Origin of the sequence: Flavobacterium sp. CLA17, from assembly GCF_013112255.2 — a bacterium.
GTDB lineage: Bacteria > Bacteroidota > Bacteroidia > Flavobacteriales > Flavobacteriaceae > Flavobacterium > Flavobacterium circumlabens.
Window position 1 is genome coordinate 468,297 of the sequence record NZ_CP068294.1, and the last position, 16,727, is coordinate 485,023.

Sequence of the window (16,727 nt, forward strand, 5' to 3'; positions counted from 1 at the left end):
CAGATTATGAAAAGAAATTTAATCTTACTCTTTGTTTTAATAAGCCTGATTAATGGTCAATTGTTCGCGCAGAATTCCGGTGCTCAGAAATCTTCTGAAGACCGGATTATAAAAGTCGATTATAATAAATCGGCAGGAGCATTCAATACCATGTTTAAAGAATGCGTCGGAGCCGGAAGAGCCAATGAAGGACTGCGCGCAGACTGGCAGCAGCAACTGGCAATGCTGAAAAAAGACTGTGATTTTAAATACATCAGAATGCACGGTTTATTATCAGATGATATGGCTGTTTATTATGAAGATGAAAAAGGAAATTCACAATACAATTACCAGTATGTAGATGCTTTGTTCGATTTTATTGTGAGTATCAAAATGAAACCTTTTGTAGAATTAGGTTTTATGCCTTCAGGATTGGCTAGTGGAAAACAGACCATTTTTTGGTGGAAAGGAAATGTTACACCTCCCAAAGATTATAAAAAATGGGAAGACTTCATACAACATCTAACGGCTCATTTCACCGAACGTTACGGAGCAGAAGAAGTTAAGACCTGGTATTTTGAAGTTTGGAATGAACCTAACCTTTCGCCGGGATTCTGGACAGGTACTCAGCAAGATTATTTTAAACTATATGAGTATGCAGCGCGCGGCATAAAAAGCGTAAACACAGCTTACAAAGTTGGTGGCCCTGCAACAGCAGGAGCGGCATGGATTCCGGAAACAATTGATTTTTGTGCTAAAAATAAGGTTCCGATAGATTTTATTTCAACTCATACCTACGGTGTAAAAAGTGGCTACTTAGATGAATTCGGAACTTCGGGAACCATCTTAAATAAAGAAGAGACAAGTGTAAGTGGTGATGTTCTGAATTCACGTCAGCAGATTGCGAATTCGGCTAAGCCAAATCTTGAATTGCATTATACAGAATGGAGTTCTTCCTATACCCCCGCAGATCCCATTCATGATAGTTATCACTCGGCAGCTTATATTCTGCAGAAACTAAAACAGGTTGGAAATGCTGCAAACTCGATGTCGTATTGGGTTTTTACCGATATTTTCGAAGAAGCAGGCCCGAGGTATACACCTTTTCATGGCGGCTTCGGATTGCTGAATCTTCAGGGGATTAAAAAACCGGCTTATTTCTCCTATTCTTTTCTGAATAAATTAGGCGAAACAGAACTTCAGAATAAAGATACTTCATCATGGGTTTGTAAAAATTCAAAAGGAGATGTTCAGCTTTTATTTTGGGATTTCACCAATACGCATCCCGGAGATAAAGTGTTGAATCAGAACTATTACATTCAGGATTTACCTTCTAAGGAAAAAGGAAAAGTAAAAATTGAAATCGACGGACTGCAGAAAGGAAAATACATTTTAGAGATTTATAAAGTAGGCTATAAAGTCAATGACGCTTACGCAGACTATCTCTCGATGGGAAGACCAAAACAATTAACAGTAGCGCAGGTGCATCAAATTAAAGAGAAAAACAGTGGAGCTTTACTGGCATCAGAAAAAGTAATAATTGATTTAAAAGGAACTTATAATAAGGATTTCAGCATAAATGAAAATGATGTTTTTCTGCTGAACCTTGTCAAACAATAAACGCCTAAATAACGAACACAAAAAACCACCATAAATTTAGTAAGCATGAAAAATAAAATAATATTCCTGTCGGCAGCTTTGGCTTTTATAGCATTTAGTTCCTGTAAAAACGATACACAAAGTTCAGGTTCAGAATCGGTTCAGACGGAAGAATATCAGGGAAAAGAAATAGGCACAGAACATGATGCCGAAATAGATAAACTGATTGCTCAAATGACAATCGAAGAAAAAATCGGAATGCTGCACGGGAACAGTATGTTTAGTACTGGTGGTGTAAAGCGTTTAGGTATTCCGGAATTAAAAATGGCCGACGGACCGTTGGGAGTTCGTGAAGAAATTTCCCGCGACAATTGGGCTCCGGCTGGTTTAACAAACGACTTTGCAACATACTATCCAGCCGGAGGAGGTTTGGCGGCTACCTGGAATACAGAGATGGCACATACTTTCGGAAGCAGTTTAGGAGAAGAATTGCGCGCCAGAGATAAAGATATGCTGCTTTCACCAGCCATCAATATGGTACGAACACCGCTTGGAGGAAGAACCTACGAATATATGTCTGAAGATCCGTTTTTGAACAAAAAAATCGCAGTGCCCTTAATTGTAGGTTTACAGGAAAAAGATGTGATGGCCTGCGTAAAACATTTCGCAGCAAACAATCAGGAAACGAACCGTGATTTTGTCGATGTACAAATTGACGAACGTGTGCTTCGTGAAATTTATTTACCTGCATTTGAAGCTGCTGTAAAAGAAGGAAAATCATATAGTATTATGGGAGCCTACAACAAATTCAGAGGCGAATATTTATGTGAAAATGATTATATGCTGAATAAAATCCTTCGTGACGAATGGGGATTCAAAGGAATTGTAGTTTCAGACTGGGCTGCGGTGCATTCAACAGCAAAATCATTAAAAAATGGTCTGGATATTGAAATGGGAACGCCAAAACCTTTCAATGAATTTTTCCTGGCAGACAAATTAATTGCTGCCGTGAAGTCGGGAGAGGTTTCTGAAGCTGAAATTAACCTGCATGTAAAACGTATTTTAAGAATGTTGTTTCAGGTAAAAGCAATGGGTGGCGGAGAGCGTGCTAAAGGAAGTATTGCAACAGAAGCACATTATCAGGATGCCTACAAAATTGCAGCAGAAGATATAGTATTACTGAAAAATGAAAATAACGCACTTCCATTAAAACTTGACGGTGTAAAATCTATCGCAGTAATTGGAAACAATGCCACGAAGAAAAATGCCTTAGGCGGATTCGGAGCGGGTGTAAAAACCAAAAGAGAAGTTACTCCTTTAGAAGGTTTGAAAAACAGACTGCCTTCATCTATCAAAATAAATTATGCAGAAGGCTATTTAGAGCGTTACGATGAAAAAAACAAAGGAAATTTAGGAAACATCACTTCCAACGGACCGGTTACGATAGACCAGTTAGATCCGGCTAAATTACAGGAAGCCATTGAAGCCGCTAAAAAATCGGATGTTGCCATCATATTTGCAGGTTCCAACCGTGATTACGAAACCGAAGCTTCTGACCGAAGAAACTTAAACCTGCCATTCGGACAGGAAGAATTAATTCAGAAAGTATTGGCCGTAAACCCAAAGACTATTGTCGTGATGGTGGCCGGAGCGCCTTTCGATATTGATGCGGTGAGCAAAAAAACATCTGCTTTAGTGTGGAGCTGGTTTAACGGTTCTGAAGGTGGAAATGCGTTGGCAGATGTATTGCTTGGAAAAGTAAATCCGTCCGGAAAATTACCATGGACAATGCCTAAAAAAATCATGGATTCTCCTGCACATGCCACAAACAGTTTCCCTGGAGGAAAAACGGTTACCTATGCAGAAGGGATTTTAATAGGATACCGTTGGTTTGATACTAAAAATATCGCACCGTTATATCCTTTCGGATTCGGATTGTCCTACACCACTTTTGCTTTCGATAACGCAAAATCAGATAAATCGGAGTATGCCTTAAACGAAACAATTACTGTTTCTGTTGAGGTGAAAAACACAGGAAAAGTCGATGGTAAAGAAGTCGTACAAGTATATGCTTCTAAAACAGATTCGAAAATTACACGTGCTGCACAGGAATTAAAAGGGTTTCAAAAAACAGCCGTTAAGACAGGAAGTTCCAATACCGTAATCATTAAAGTTCCGGTTAAAGAATTGGCCTACTATGATGTAACGGCAAAAAAATGGACCGTTGAACCGGGAAAATATACTTTGAAAGTAGGAAATTCTTCGAGAGACATCAAAAAAGAAATTACGGTGACCATTAAGTAAAAAAGAATAATGGAGAGTGTTTTTAAACCATATAAGTCAGGTGAGGAAATATAAGCTGGGCTTAAATGAAATACTTATATGACTTATATGGTTAGTCAGAGCCACTAGTCAAAAAATGATTTTTGATGAATGATATAGAATGAGTTGTCTGAGGGTCAGCGGCTCCCTCAACTAATTTTGATTTATATAAAATGGAAAAGAGAATGAAAAATTATCTTATTACTGCCGCACTTTTTATTGTTGTGAGCGGTGTTTTCGCCTGTAGTTCAGAAAAAGAAGTGCCGGAAAACACTATTCAAAAAACGCTTACGATAAATACAAACAAAATTGATTTTGAAGCCAAAGAAAGCGAAACAAATGTTGTCATTGCGGCAGAGGTTACCTCATGGACGATAAGCGCTTCAGATGCCACATGGATTAAGTTGAGTAAAACTTCCGGAAGTAAAGGAACCAGTCTTGTAACCATTACAGCTTTAGAAAACAAATCGAAAGACACAAGAACGGCTACAGTTACCATAAGTTCCGGAGAAGCAGCACCATTGCAGGTTTCGGTTTCTCAATTGGGAACTGCTGTCGCTGCAGGTTTATATCCAAGTTACAATACCAATCCGATTGCAGCCGATGCTTCAGGAATGAGCAGTACCGCAGCACAATTGGCGGCAAAAATAAAACTGGGCTGGAATATCGGAAATACGATGGAAGCAATTAATGGAGAAACAGCATGGGGAAATCCTAAAGTGACAAAAGCATTAATTGATGCTGTAAAGGCAAATGGATTCAACGCCATTAGAATTCCTTGTTCCTGGAATCAGTATTTAGCCAATACGGCAACGGCACAAATAAAAACAGACTGGTTAAACAGGGTAAAAGAAGTCGTGCAATATTGTGTCGATAACAATATGTATGTGGTTATTAATATTCACTGGGACGGCGGATGGCTGGAAAATAATATCACAGAAGCCAAAAAAGTAGAAAATAATGCCAAACAAAAAGCTTTTTGGGAACAGATAGCCACACACTTCAGAGGATTTGATGAGCATTTGCTTTTTGCCAGTGCCAACGAACCAAATGTTGAAGATGCTGTACAAATGGCTGTTTTAACCTCCTATCACCAGACATTTATTGATGCCGTTCGTTCGACCGGAGGAAAAAATGCGTATCGTACTCTGGTAGTTCAGGGTCCGGCAACAGATATCGAAAAAACAAACAAACTGATGCTGAAGTTACCGGTAGACAAAACCGCAAACCGCATGATGGTTGAAGTTCATTATTATTCTCCGTGGAATTTTGCCGGTTTAACCAAAGATGAAAGCTGGGGAAAAATGTTCTATTACTGGGGAACCGGATTTCATTCGGCAACAGATCCGGATCGTAATGCCACCTGGGGAGAAGAAACAGACCTGGCGAATAATTTTAAACTGATGAAAACGCAGTTTGTAGACAAGGGAATTCCTGTTTTGTTAGGAGAGTTTGGAGCAATCCGCAGAACTTCTTTAACAGGAGACGCTTTGACCTTACATTTGAATTCAAGAGCCTACTACCTGAAAACAGTTGTAAAACAAGCAAAAGCAAATGGATTATTACCTTTTTATTGGGATGAAGGAAGCACCGGAGACAAGGGTTTCGGAATCTTCAACAGATCCAATAATACGGTTTTCGATACCAAAGCCTTAAACGCATTGATTGAAGGATTACAATAAAAAATATTTTACCGCAAGGAGCGCAAACTATAGCGAACTTTGCGGTAAAATATTTTATACTTAATTTTAAAATAAAAAAAATGAAGAAAAATATCATCTTTCTCTTTCTGGTTTTCAGCATAATGGCCAACGCAAATGTCAGGATGCCTTTATTGTTTTCTGACGGAATGGTGCTGCAGCGCAATAAACCAATTCCTGTTTGGGGCTGGGCAGATCCCGGAGAAAAAGTAGAAATTCATTTTAATAAACAGACCAAAACAGTTCAGGCCGACAAAAACGGTAAATGGACCGTTAGTTTAAACTCCGAGAAAGCGGGTGGCCCTTTTGAACTAAACATTACTGGAAAAAACAAAATCACCATCAAAGATGTTTTGGTCGGTGAAGTATGGATTTGCAGCGGACAATCCAACATGGAATTTCAGGTTTTTAAAACCGTGAATGCCGAGAAGGAAATCAACGATTCCAATTATCCAATGATTCGTCATTTTGGAGTAGCGCAGGATTTAAGCGGTTCGCCAAAAAGCGATTTAAAAGCAGGAAAATGGGAAGTCAGCAGTAAAAAAACAGTGGGTAATTTTACCGCTGTCGGATATTATTTCGCTAAAAAATTATATGCCGAATTAAAAATCCCGATCGGAATCATTAATACGTCCTGGGGCGGGACCAATGTAGAAACCTGGACAAGTCGCGAAGCCTTTCAAAACAGCGATGATTTTAAGGAAATGATTGCTGATGTTCCGGCTGTTAATATGGATGAGATTTTTGAAAGCTATAAAAAATCAGTTTTAGAAAATATTAGAAAAGTTCAGGGTTTTGAGGTTTCAATGGAAAACGAAGCCCAGTTCAAAGCCCCTAATTTCAATGATAAAAACTGGCCGGAAATAAAAGTTCCTTCACTTTGGGAAAATCAGCAGCTGGGCAATATGGACGGCATTGTCTGGATGCGAAAAACAATCGTTTTAACAGCAGAACAAGCTGAAAAAGAAGCCGTTTTGTATTTGTCAAAAGTCGATGATGAAGACCAGACCTATGTCAACGGAGTTGAAGTAGGAACGAACAATCTTTGGGACAAACAGAGAATTTACAAAATCCCTGCAAATGTTTTGAAAGAAGGAACAAACGTAATTTCAGTCAGAATTACAGATTACAGCGGCGGCGGTGGTATTTACGGTGATCCGTCCGATTTAAAAATCGATTTTAAAGATGCAAGCCTACCTTTGGAAGGCCTTTGGAAATTTAATGTGATAAAAGTAAAAATCGAAGTGTCACCAAACAGTTATCCCTCATTATTGTACAATGCCATGATAAATCCCCTTGTTCCATATGCGTTTGAAGGTGTTTTATGGTATCAGGGCGAAGCCAATGTAACGCGAGCGAGCCAGTACAAAAAAGCATTTCCGCTCATGATTACAGACTGGAGAACAAAATGGAATCAGGGTAATTTCCCTTTCTATTTTGTACAATTAGCCACCTTCGATGAGTTTGGAGGCAACAGTCAGAAAGGAAGCCGTTGGGCAGAACTTCGCGAAGCACAAACCGAAACTTTAAAACTACCCAACACCGGAATGGCCGTAACGACCGATATCGGAAATGCAAAAGACATTCACCCGACCAACAAACAGGATGTTGGTGTACGTTTGGCCGCCATCGCATTGAACAACGTGTACGATAAAAAACAGGTTTTTAGCGGTCCAATGTATAAATCAATGGAAATAAAAGGAAACGAAATCGTCCTGACTTTCGATCATATCGGATCCGGATTAACGGCCTCCGATCATTCAGAAAATGTAAAAGGTTTTGAAATCGCAGGCGCTGACAAAGTATTTCATCCGGCGAAAGCCATTATACAAAACAACAAAATAATCGTTTCCGCCTCTGAAGTTCCAAATCCCGTTGCCGTTCATTACGGCTGGGCAGACGACGATACCGAAATCAATCTTTTTAATAAAGAAAAATTTCCGGCATCACCGTTCAGAACAGATCATTGGGAAATGATGACGGCCAGTGAAAAATATAAGATTAGTAAATAATCTGATTATGAAAAAAGCAATTCTCTTATTTGTAGGTGCCATTTCGCTCGCGCTTAATGCACAACAACAAGATATAAAGATGCGTGCAGAGTTGTATCAAAATCCAATTTTTGCCGGCGATTACCCGGATCCTTCTATCATTAGAGATGGTGAAGATTATTATATTGTACATTCTTCCTTCAATTATTATCCCGGATTACTGATCTGGACTTCAAAAGATTTAATCAACTGGAAGCCTGTAACGCATGCCCTTAAAAAAAGTGTAGGTTCTGTCTGGGCACCGGATTTAGTAAAATTCAATACTAAATTTTATATCTACTTTCCGGCAAACGAAACCAATTATGTAGTATCGGCAGATAATATTAACGGACCGTGGAGCGATCCCATCGATTTGAAAATCGGCAATATTGATCCGGGACATTTTACAGACGAAAAAGGAAATCGGTATCTCTATTTTAGTAATGGAGATTTTGTGCCGCTGTCTAAAGACGGGCTATCGGTTTCCGGAACTGCAAAACATGTTTATGACGGATGGAAAATCCCGTCAGACTGGTCTGTAGAATGTTTTTGTATGGAAGGACCAAAAATGCTGAAACACGGAAATTACTATTACCTAACCGTTGCAGAAGGAGGAACCGCCGGTCCGGCTACAAGTCATATGGTGATTTCGGCAAGATCAAAATCGCCTTTAGGACCTTGGGAAAATTCACCTTACAATCCTGTTATAAAAACAAAAGACAGTTCAGAAAAATGGTGGTCAAAAGGACATGCGACATTAATCGACGATGTTAACGGAAAATGGTGGATGGTTTTTCACGGTTACGAAAAGGATTACTACAACATGGGCCGTCAAACACTGCTGCAACCCGTAGAATGGAAAAGCGATGGCTGGTTTAAAGCTCCGCAAAACATAAAAACGGAGGAACCAATAAAAAGGCCGGCAGGAAAAATAACCAAAAGTAATTTCATACTGTCCGATACTTTTTCAGGTACAGAACTTGGGCCGCAATGGCAATTTTTTAATCAATATGATCCCGAAAGATTTAAACTGACTCCCAATGGTATCCGGATTAAAGGAAAAGGAAACGGCATTGGCGACAGTTCTCCACTTTTGTGTACACCATCGGATCATTCGTATTCAACGCAGGTAGAAGTTGATATTGAAGGAAATGCCTCGGCAGGACTCATTCTTTTTTATGATAGCAAACTTTACACAGGGATAGCTGCAGATAAAGAAAATATTCTGGCAATATTAAGATCGTGGCAGTTCCCAACTCAAAAAGGAATTAATAAAACCCATTTATTGTTGCGTCTTGAAAAGAAAGAGCAACTCGTAAATATGTTTTACAGCCTCAACGGAAAAGATTGGATTAAAATCGAAAATTCGGCAGAAGTTTCTTCATTTCATCATAATGCGTTGAGTGGTTTTATGAGTCTTCGTATTGGGCTTTCGGCAGTTGGAGAAGGTCAGGTTACATTCAGGAATTTCGTTTATAAACCATTAAATGAAGTGATAAAATAATTGAATTTTAAAATCGATATTGTTTTAATTATTCTTTGTCGATTTACAAATGTGATTCCTCGTTCGGAATAAAAAGATTATAGAAATACCGGAAGCAAAAAAACATCAAAAAACAAAAAATACCAGCTTATGAATGTAACCATCATAAAAAAAACATTTTTCATTTTACTTCTTATTGCTTTCTGTATCAAAGCCACAGCCCAGTCCAGCCATGTTTTGTGGTACAATCAGCCGGCCGAATTCTTCGAAGAAAGCCTGGTTTTAGGAAATGGAAAAATGGGAGCAACTGTTTTCGGAGGTGTTAATTCAGATAAAATCTATCTGAATGATGCAACACTTTGGTCGGGAGAACCTGTAAATGCTAATATGAACCCCGAAGCGTATAAAAATATTCCGGCAATTCGGGAAGCATTAAAAAAGGAAAACTACAAACTGGCTGAAGAATTAAATAAAAAAATCCAGGGTAAAAACTCCGAGTCGTTTGCGCCTTTGGGAACTTTGGAAATCAATAATTCCGAGAAAGGAAAAGCCGTCAATTACCACAGGGAACTGGATATTTCGAATGCCATATCAAAAGTGAGTTATGAAATGGACGGTGTAAAATTTACCCGTGAATATTTTGTTTCGGCACCGGATCAGATCATGGTTATCAAATTGACCAGCAGTGAAAAAGGAGGCCTGAATTTCGATATAAATTTAAAGAGTTTATTAAATTCAAACGTTGAGGTCAGAAATAATATTCTGGTCATGACTGGTTTTGCGCCCATTCATGAAAACGCAGGATACCCCGTTCTTCCAAAATACAAGGAGGTAAAAGAAAGAGGGACAAGATTTACAACCTTAATCCAAATTAAAAATACAGACGGAAAAGTTACAAACTCTACCGCAAGCTTAAGTTTAAAAAATGCCACCGAAGCCTTTATTTACATTGCTGTTGCTACCAGTTTCAATGGTTTCGACAAAAATCCGGCAACTGAAGGTTTAAATGATATAGCAATTGCATTGCAGAACCTCAATAAAGCCCTTGCAAAACCATTCGATAAAATAAAAGAAAATCACATTGCAGATTATCAGAAATTTTACAATCGGGTAAGTCTGGATTTAGGAAAAACAACAGCACCGGATCTTCCCACAGACGAGCGTTTATTGCGCTACGCCGACGGGAAAGAAGATAAAAACTTAGAAATCCTGTATTTTCAATACGGACGTTATTTGCTGATCAGCAGTTCAAGAACAATGGGCGTTCCGGCCAATTTGCAAGGCATCTGGAATCCTTATCTTAATCCGCCCTGGCGCAGTAATTATACGATGAATATCAATTTGGAGGAAAATTACTGGCTGGCCGAAAACACCAATCTTTCTGAAATGCATTTGCCATTGTTGAGTTTTATAAAAAACCTGTCAGTCACCGGAAAAGTGACGGCAAAGACTTTTTACGGAGTAAACAAAGGCTGGGCAGCAGCTCATAATTCAGATATCTGGGCAATGTCAAATCCTGTGGGGCAATTCGGAAAAGAAGATCCAAGCTGGGCGTGCTGGCCATTATCGGGAGCCTGGCTAAGTACGCATATCTGGGAACATTATATTTTTACAAAGGACAAAGAATACCTGAAAAAAGAAGGTTATCCGATTATGAAAGGTGCCTCGGAATTCTTTTTGGAATGGATGATTACCGATAAAAATGGTAATTTAATTACATCGCCTTCCACATCTCCGGAGAATAAATACATTGCGCCAGATGGTTTTATCGGAGCAACTATGTACGGTGGAACAGCGGATCTGGCAATGATCCGCGAATGTTTTGATAAAACAATTAAAGCAGCAAAGGTTCTGAATACCGATGCTGATTTCAGGGCAAAGCTCGAAACGGCACTTTCGAAATTGCACCCGTATCAAATTGGTAAAAGAGGAAATCTGCAGGAATGGTATTTCGACTGGAATGACGAAGACCCCAAACACCGTCATCAATCCCAATTGTTCGGACTTTTTCCGGGTGATCATATCACGCCTTTGAAAACTCCGGATTTAGCGAATGCTTCCAGACAGACGCTCGAAATAAAAGGAGATGAAACGACAGGCTGGTCAAAAGGCTGGCGTATTAACCTCTGGGCAAGACTTTGGGACGGCAATCGCGCGTACAAAATGTTCAGGGAATTATTGCGATATGTAGATCCGGATGGTAAAAAAACGAAAACACCAAGAAGAGGGGGAGGAACGTATCCTAATTTATTCGATGCGCACCCGCCTTTTCAGATCGACGGTAATTTTGGCGGTGCGGCTGCCGTGGCAGAAATGCTGGTGCAATCAGATGAAAATGAAATCAGATTATTGCCTGCCTTGCCGGATGCCTGGGAAAGCGGTTCTGTAAAAGGAATCTGTGCCCGTGACGGATTCGAAATTCAAATGGAATGGAGCAACAAAACCTTAAATAAAGTGGTAGTTTTTTCTAAAAAAGGAGGAAAAACCGTTTTAATCAACGGTGATAAGAAACGCGAAATCATTTTGGAGAAAGGACAGACTACAGAAATAAACTGGTAGCTATTACTTTTGAAAACGCATGTCCGGCTGAGCGAAGTCGAAGCCCATTCCTATAATCAAGCTTCGACTTCGCTCAGCCGGACAAATAAAATTAAACCCGACAGTTTTTTTAAAACGTGTCGGGTTTAATCGTTACGGATATTATTCTTTTGCAGAAGCTTCAGTTTCTTTTTCTGTATTGTTTTTCTTTTGACTTTCTTTAAAAGCCTCGTACCATTTTTCGATCGAAGGATAAACGTAAGCAGCTACTTTCTTAATTGGATTGTAAAAAACAGATTTATCGAGCGTTTCTTTTTTGGCGAACGTATTATTGAAGTTTATTTTTTCAAAAAGAGCAATTACAATACTTAGAATCAGGATGGTTCTCAAAACCCTGAAAAAACCGCCGCCTAATTTATTCGCCCACCCCAGCATCGCAAAATCAGCAATTCCGGTTAAAAATTTGGCCAGTAAATAGACCCCAATCACAACCAGGATAAAAGTCAGGATAAAAGCCGTAATCTGAATGTTAGTCGGATTCCAGCTTACGTGTTTTGCAATCAGGTCCTTCATAAAAGAAGAAAATTTTATCGCTAAATAAATTCCCAACAGCAAAGAAACAAAAGAAGCGATTTCGACAAAAAGTCCGTTTTTAATCCCTTTGTATAAGCTAAAAGCCAAAAGTGCCCCTAAAATAATATCTAAAAAACTCATATTTCCTTTGTTTTACTGAGGCGCAAATATAAAAGAAATATCCAGTTTTTAAGGGGCAAAGGTTCAGAGATACAAAGGTTCACAGGTTTGATTTTGTATCTCTTTTATTCTAAAAGAAAACAAAAACAAAAAACAACCGGTTTTAATCGGTTGAATCTGCTAAATCGGGGGGTAATTTATTCCATACAATACTAGAAACAGTTAATTCTAGGTCTTTGGATTGAAGTTCCTATCTTTGCACTAAAAATTTTAGGGTTCAGATTGTTGCTTTTAGATTTAAATAATCATTAAATCATTGCTCAATCTAAAATCTAAAATCTAAAATAAAATAAATATGTCCAGAGATAAACAACTAAAAGAGCGTTGGGAAAAGCTCGTCAACATACTTTCAAATCAATTCTCACAAGGCGAAGACCTTGATTTAGATGCCATTATTTACCTGATTGGAGTTCAGGAACTCGGAAAAGTGCATCGTGAATTCAAAAAAGATGAAAAACTTAATTTGATGCACATTGCGATTTGCCGATTATTGGAGCCGTATGGTTTTTATGAATTCGAATTTTTTGATGAAGAAGGATGGCCGCATTATAAGGTAAAAGAAGAACTACCGCCACTAAAAGCAGGGGAGCAATCGGTTTTAATGAAAGAAGCTATTGTAAATTATTTTTTAGAAAGAGAAGTTATTGAGTAGGTTTTAGTCTCAGTCACAGTCTCAGTTTTCAGTGACTGTTAATTGTAAACTGAAAGCGTGACTTTAAAATTTAAAAAAAAGATGTGTAGATATGCAATGGTTTCCTATAAACCACATTATGCTTGTTTTAATTGTCGTAAGACATTTAAGAGAAGATTGATGAATGATATAGAAAGAGGCAAGAAATCGGTTCTCGAAGCAAAGTGCCCACAATGCGGGGATTTAATGGCCAATATGGGTCTTGATTTTGAATCACCAAAAAAGGATGATCTTAAAAAATGGGAACATTTGAAAAGTTTATATTCTGTTGGAATTGCTTTTCATTCTTGCGGCTGCAGCGGTCCGGGATACATTCCTAATTCAAAAGAAAAATTAATTGAATATTTTGAAGATTTAAAAACGAAGTATCTTAAAAATATTGATTTTTGGAGAATGAGAATAGAACCCACAACTAAAGCGGAGCACGATAAAGAAAATCAGAGAAACTGGGCAAACTTAGGTACTATTTCATCAAACTTTAGAAAAGAGATTGTTAAGAATCAGGATGGAATAGATTTTTGGCTTAAAAAAGTGCAGGAAATAGAAAGCAAAATAAGTCTGATAAAATAGTTATGAATGAATATCATGGCTTGCAAAGGAAACTTTAAACTTTAGACTTTAAACTTGAAACAAATTATGTAAATTTGTATTCTCAATTATTGAAGGAAAATGATAGATAAGATAAAAGACTATATTGGCGAAGCAGAAGCTTTTTCAACAGAAAATGCTGCAGAGCTGGAAGCATTCCGTATTAAATTCTTAGGAAAAAAAGGCGTTTTGAATGACTTTTTTGCTGAATTTAAAAACGTACCAAACGATCAGAAGAAAGAATTCGGACAAGTTATAAATGCATTAAAAACAACCGCTGAAGATAAAGTAAAAGCAATTGTTGACGCATTAGAAAGCAAAGAAGAGTCTAAAGGGATTTTTGGTGATTTAACACGTGCGGCTGAACCGGTAATTATAGGTTCACGTCATCCTATTTCGATAGTTAAAAATCAGATTATAGATATTTTCGCGAACATCGGATTCAACGTTTCCGAAGGACCGGAAATCGAAGACGACTGGCATAACTTTACCGCTTTAAACTTACCGGAATACCATCCGGCACGTGATATGCAGGATACCTTTTTTATTCAGACCAATCCTGACGTGTTGTTGCGTACGCATACTTCATCTGTACAGGTGCGCTACATGGAAAATAACAAACCGCCAATCCGTACGATTTCTCCGGGACGTGTTTTTCGTAACGAAGCTATTTCGTCGCGTTCGCACTGTATTTTCCATCAGGTAGAAGGATTGTACATCGATAAAGACGTTTCGTTTGCAGATTTAAAGCAGACCTTGCTTTATTTCACCAAAGAAATGTTCGGAAAATCAAAAATCCGTTTACGTCCGTCTTATTTCCCGTTTACAGAACCAAGTGCCGAAATTGATATTTACTGGGGTTTAAAAACCGAAACCGATTATCGTATCACAAAAGGAACAGGCTGGCTGGAAATTGGAGGATGCGGAATGGTAGATCCAAACGTTCTTAAAAACTGTGATATCAATCCGGATGAATACAACGGTTTTGCTTTCGGAATGGGAGTGGAGCGTATCGCGATGTTGTTGTATCAAATTGGCGATATCCGTATGTTTTACGAAAATGACGTTCGTTTCCTGGAGCAATTTAAATCGAATATATAATTCCAGATATTAGATGTAAGACTTTAGATTTCAGATTAATCTGGAAGATTTAAAGTCGTTAATCTTTATTAATTACAATACAATAAACCTTTGTTGAAGTTTAGACTTTGACAAAGGTTTTAAAGCTTTTAACAAAAATGAAAAAAGACATAACAATCCCGGAAGTAGAAAATGTATTCCTTGCTGCCGTTCAGGAATGGAGCGATGATTTTATGGAAAAAGTATGGTACGCTTATCTGATCAACGACAGCGACTTTAATTTAGACAGCGTAATGGTCGTTTCTAAAGCATTTGGAACAATAGACGGCGAAATGAAAAAAACGTCTGTTTTACGTCATGCTTTTGTTGAAGTTCCTGCTGTTTCTGTAGTGAAAATCGAAATGATTGAAAAAAGCCTTTTGGTGCTAAATAACGAATTCATGGTAACGTTCTTTATCGGAAATACGTTATACGACAAGAAATTCATCTTCAAATCTAACCTAATCAACGAAAACAATACGGAAGAAGTGCCGATTTTGTTTTTGGATGGGGTGATGGTGAAGTAGAGAAAATAGAGTATAGAATAAAGAACATAGAGTATAGAATAAATAAATTAGTTTAGAAAATAGATAAAAGAAGAAGGATTCAAGACAAAATTAATAAGTCCTGACTCTTTTTTTATGTTCAGAGATAAGAATCTATATTCTATACTCTATGTTCTGTATTCTTAAAAATTTAATCCAAAGACTCCGTTAGTTTTTTGAAAACCGATTTGGCGTCTTTTCCTTCATATAAAATGCTGTAAACGGCATCTATAATTGGCGTTTTGGCACCATAACCCTGATTTAGTTTATAGGCACTTTTGGTGGCGTAATACCCTTCGGCCACCATGCTCATTTCCATCATGGCGCTTTTTACCGTATACCCTTTTCCAATCATGTTTCCGAACATTCTGTTTCTCGAAAATACAGAATATCCTGTAACCAATAAATCGCCCAAATAAGCAGAATCATTGATGTTACGTTTCATTTTATGTACTTTTCTGATAAATTTCTTCATTTCACGAATTCCGTTACTCATCATAACCGATTGAAAATTATCTCCATAGCCTAAACCATGTGCAATTCCGGCAGCAATAGCATAAATGTTTTTAAGCATTGCAGCATATTCTGTACCGATAATATCATCTGAAATTTTGGCTTTAATGTAATTTCCGGAAAGTGATTTGGCCACAATACTGGCTTTATCAGGATCACCACAGGCAATGGTCAGATAAGAAAGTCTTTCTAATGCTACTTCTTCAGCGTGGCAGGGACCTGTGATTACACCAATATTATAATAAGGAATGTCGTATTGAATGTGGAAATGTTCCCCAACGATTAAACTGGTTTCCGGAACAATACCTTTAATAGCAGAAAAAATAATTTTATCAGCTAAAGAAACCGTTAGGTTTTTAAGTTCAGCATCCAGGAAAGCGGAAGGAATTGCAAAGATTACATAATCTGCATATTCAACAGCTTCATTTATATTATTGGTCAGTTTAAGTTTTTTGGTGTCAAATTCAACCGAACTTAAATAATTTGGATTGTGTTTGTATTTTTCAATGTGTTCTATGGCAGCATCGTTGCGCATGTACCACGCAATTTCGGAAAGATTTACACAAAGCATTTTTGCAATGGCCGTGGCCCAACTTCCTCCTCCAATTACTGCAAATTTTAAATTTTCGCTCATTATTTTAATAATTTAAAACAAAAGTACTTAATAATGTAGTAATAATACAAAATCTGATTTAAGAAATTTAAAAACGTGCTTTAATTGCAATGGTTTTCAGGGACTTTAAAATAAAGATGAAAATATTTTAACAGGAACACAATAAAATTGTAATCCGTACGTTCTAAGTATTTACAAATTAGAATTTTAATGAGTTTAGCAAAAATTGAGTTAGTTAGTTTTGTTTTAGTATT

The 16,727-nt window shown here is 37.8% G+C and carries 12 protein-coding genes; 10 read left to right on the forward strand and 2 right to left on the reverse strand.

The window, feature by feature from the left end; all coding sequences use genetic code 11:
* Positions 1–6 precede the first annotated feature (6 nt).
* The 6 genes from HAV12_RS01950 (at position 7) to HAV12_RS01975 (ending at position 11,672) form a co-directional block, all read left to right on the forward strand.
* On the forward strand, positions 7–1,599 hold the full coding sequence (locus HAV12_RS01950) for a glycoside hydrolase (protein ID WP_171568241.1): 1,593 nt from the start codon (positions 7–9) through the stop codon (positions 1,597–1,599).
* A 45-nt stretch (positions 1,600–1,644) separates the two neighbouring features.
* Positions 1,645–3,882: a glycoside hydrolase family 3 C-terminal domain-containing protein gene (locus HAV12_RS01955; RefSeq protein ID WP_171568242.1), complete on the forward strand. Its 2,238-nt coding sequence runs from the start codon at positions 1,645–1,647 to the stop codon at positions 3,880–3,882.
* 203 nt (positions 3,883–4,085) lie between these two features.
* The gene (locus HAV12_RS01960) at positions 4,086–5,582 is read left to right on the forward strand and encodes a cellulase family glycosylhydrolase (RefSeq protein ID WP_240345222.1); all 1,497 of its coding nucleotides are present in this window, start codon (positions 4,086–4,088) and stop codon (positions 5,580–5,582) included.
* 80 nt (positions 5,583–5,662) lie between these two features.
* Positions 5,663–7,612: a sialate O-acetylesterase gene (locus HAV12_RS01965; protein WP_171568244.1), complete on the forward strand. Its 1,950-nt coding sequence runs from the start codon at positions 5,663–5,665 to the stop codon at positions 7,610–7,612.
* A 7-nt stretch (positions 7,613–7,619) separates the two neighbouring features.
* Complete coding sequence (locus HAV12_RS01970) at positions 7,620–9,134, forward strand: family 43 glycosylhydrolase (protein ID WP_171568245.1); 1,515 nt, start codon at positions 7,620–7,622, stop codon at positions 9,132–9,134.
* A 129-nt stretch (positions 9,135–9,263) separates the two neighbouring features.
* On the forward strand, positions 9,264–11,672 hold the full coding sequence (locus tag HAV12_RS01975; protein ID WP_171568246.1) for a glycoside hydrolase N-terminal domain-containing protein: 2,409 nt from the start codon (positions 9,264–9,266) through the stop codon (positions 11,670–11,672).
* A gap of 141 nt (positions 11,673–11,813) precedes the next feature.
* Here HAV12_RS01975 and HAV12_RS01980 read toward each other — a convergent pair whose 3' ends face one another.
* Positions 11,814–12,365, reverse strand: a complete 552-nt coding sequence (locus HAV12_RS01980) for a CvpA family protein (RefSeq protein ID WP_171568247.1) — start codon at positions 12,363–12,365, stop codon at positions 11,814–11,816.
* A 334-nt stretch (positions 12,366–12,699) separates the two neighbouring features.
* Here HAV12_RS01980 and HAV12_RS01985 point away from each other — a divergent pair, with 334 nt between their 5' ends.
* The 4 genes from HAV12_RS01985 to HAV12_RS02000 all read left to right on the forward strand — a co-directional run bounded on the left by HAV12_RS01985 (position 12,700) and on the right by HAV12_RS02000 (position 15,329).
* Positions 12,700–13,056 carry a hypothetical protein gene (locus HAV12_RS01985; RefSeq protein ID WP_171568248.1) on the forward strand — a complete coding sequence of 119 codons (357 nt, stop codon included), beginning with the start codon at positions 12,700–12,702 and terminating at the stop codon, positions 13,054–13,056.
* Positions 13,057–13,215: 159 nt separating this feature from the next.
* Positions 13,216–13,665 carry a hypothetical protein gene (locus tag HAV12_RS01990; RefSeq protein WP_240345223.1) on the forward strand — a complete coding sequence of 150 codons (450 nt, stop codon included), beginning with the start codon at positions 13,216–13,218 and terminating at the stop codon, positions 13,663–13,665.
* 99 nt (positions 13,666–13,764) lie between these two features.
* On the forward strand, positions 13,765–14,784 hold the full coding sequence (pheS, locus tag HAV12_RS01995) for a phenylalanine--tRNA ligase subunit alpha (RefSeq protein WP_132037197.1): 1,020 nt from the start codon (positions 13,765–13,767) through the stop codon (positions 14,782–14,784).
* Positions 14,785–14,921: 137 nt separating this feature from the next.
* Entirely contained in the window at positions 14,922–15,329 is a 408-nt protein-coding gene (locus tag HAV12_RS02000; RefSeq protein WP_171568249.1) for a hypothetical protein, read from the forward strand.
* Between the two features lie 169 nt (positions 15,330–15,498).
* On the opposite strand, the gene HAV12_RS02005 is transcribed toward HAV12_RS02000, so the two are convergent.
* A complete protein-coding gene (locus tag HAV12_RS02005) occupies positions 15,499–16,494 on the reverse strand; it encodes an NAD(P)H-dependent glycerol-3-phosphate dehydrogenase (RefSeq protein ID WP_132037199.1) in 996 nt (331 codons plus the stop codon).
* Positions 16,495–16,727 lie beyond the last annotated feature (233 nt).

What these genes read in the sequence shown, in the direction of transcription:
- pheS (WP_132037197.1), top strand. Translation starts at nt 13,765, where the DNA reads ATGATAGATAAGATAAAAGACTATATTGGCGAAGCAGAAGCTTTTTCA.
- HAV12_RS01955 (WP_171568242.1), top strand. Translation starts at nt 1,645, where the DNA reads ATGAAAAATAAAATAATATTCCTGTCGGCAGCTTTGGCTTTTATAGCA.
- HAV12_RS01950 (WP_171568241.1), top strand. Translation starts at nt 7, where the DNA reads ATGAAAAGAAATTTAATCTTACTCTTTGTTTTAATAAGCCTGATTAAT.
- HAV12_RS01960 (WP_240345222.1), top strand. Translation starts at nt 4,086, where the DNA reads ATGAAAAATTATCTTATTACTGCCGCACTTTTTATTGTTGTGAGCGGT.
- HAV12_RS01970 (WP_171568245.1), top strand. Translation starts at nt 7,620, where the DNA reads ATGAAAAAAGCAATTCTCTTATTTGTAGGTGCCATTTCGCTCGCGCTT.
- HAV12_RS01980 (WP_171568247.1), bottom strand. Translation starts at nt 12,365, where the DNA reads ATGAGTTTTTTAGATATTATTTTAGGGGCACTTTTGGCTTTTAGCTTA.
- HAV12_RS01985 (WP_171568248.1), top strand. Translation starts at nt 12,700, where the DNA reads ATGTCCAGAGATAAACAACTAAAAGAGCGTTGGGAAAAGCTCGTCAAC.
- HAV12_RS01965 (WP_171568244.1), top strand. Translation starts at nt 5,663, where the DNA reads ATGAAGAAAAATATCATCTTTCTCTTTCTGGTTTTCAGCATAATGGCC.
- HAV12_RS02005 (WP_132037199.1), bottom strand. Translation starts at nt 16,494, where the DNA reads ATGAGCGAAAATTTAAAATTTGCAGTAATTGGAGGAGGAAGTTGGGCC.
- HAV12_RS01975 (WP_171568246.1), top strand. Translation starts at nt 9,264, where the DNA reads ATGAATGTAACCATCATAAAAAAAACATTTTTCATTTTACTTCTTATT.
- HAV12_RS01990 (WP_240345223.1), top strand. Translation starts at nt 13,216, where the DNA reads ATGAATGATATAGAAAGAGGCAAGAAATCGGTTCTCGAAGCAAAGTGC.
- HAV12_RS02000 (WP_171568249.1), top strand. Translation starts at nt 14,922, where the DNA reads ATGAAAAAAGACATAACAATCCCGGAAGTAGAAAATGTATTCCTTGCT.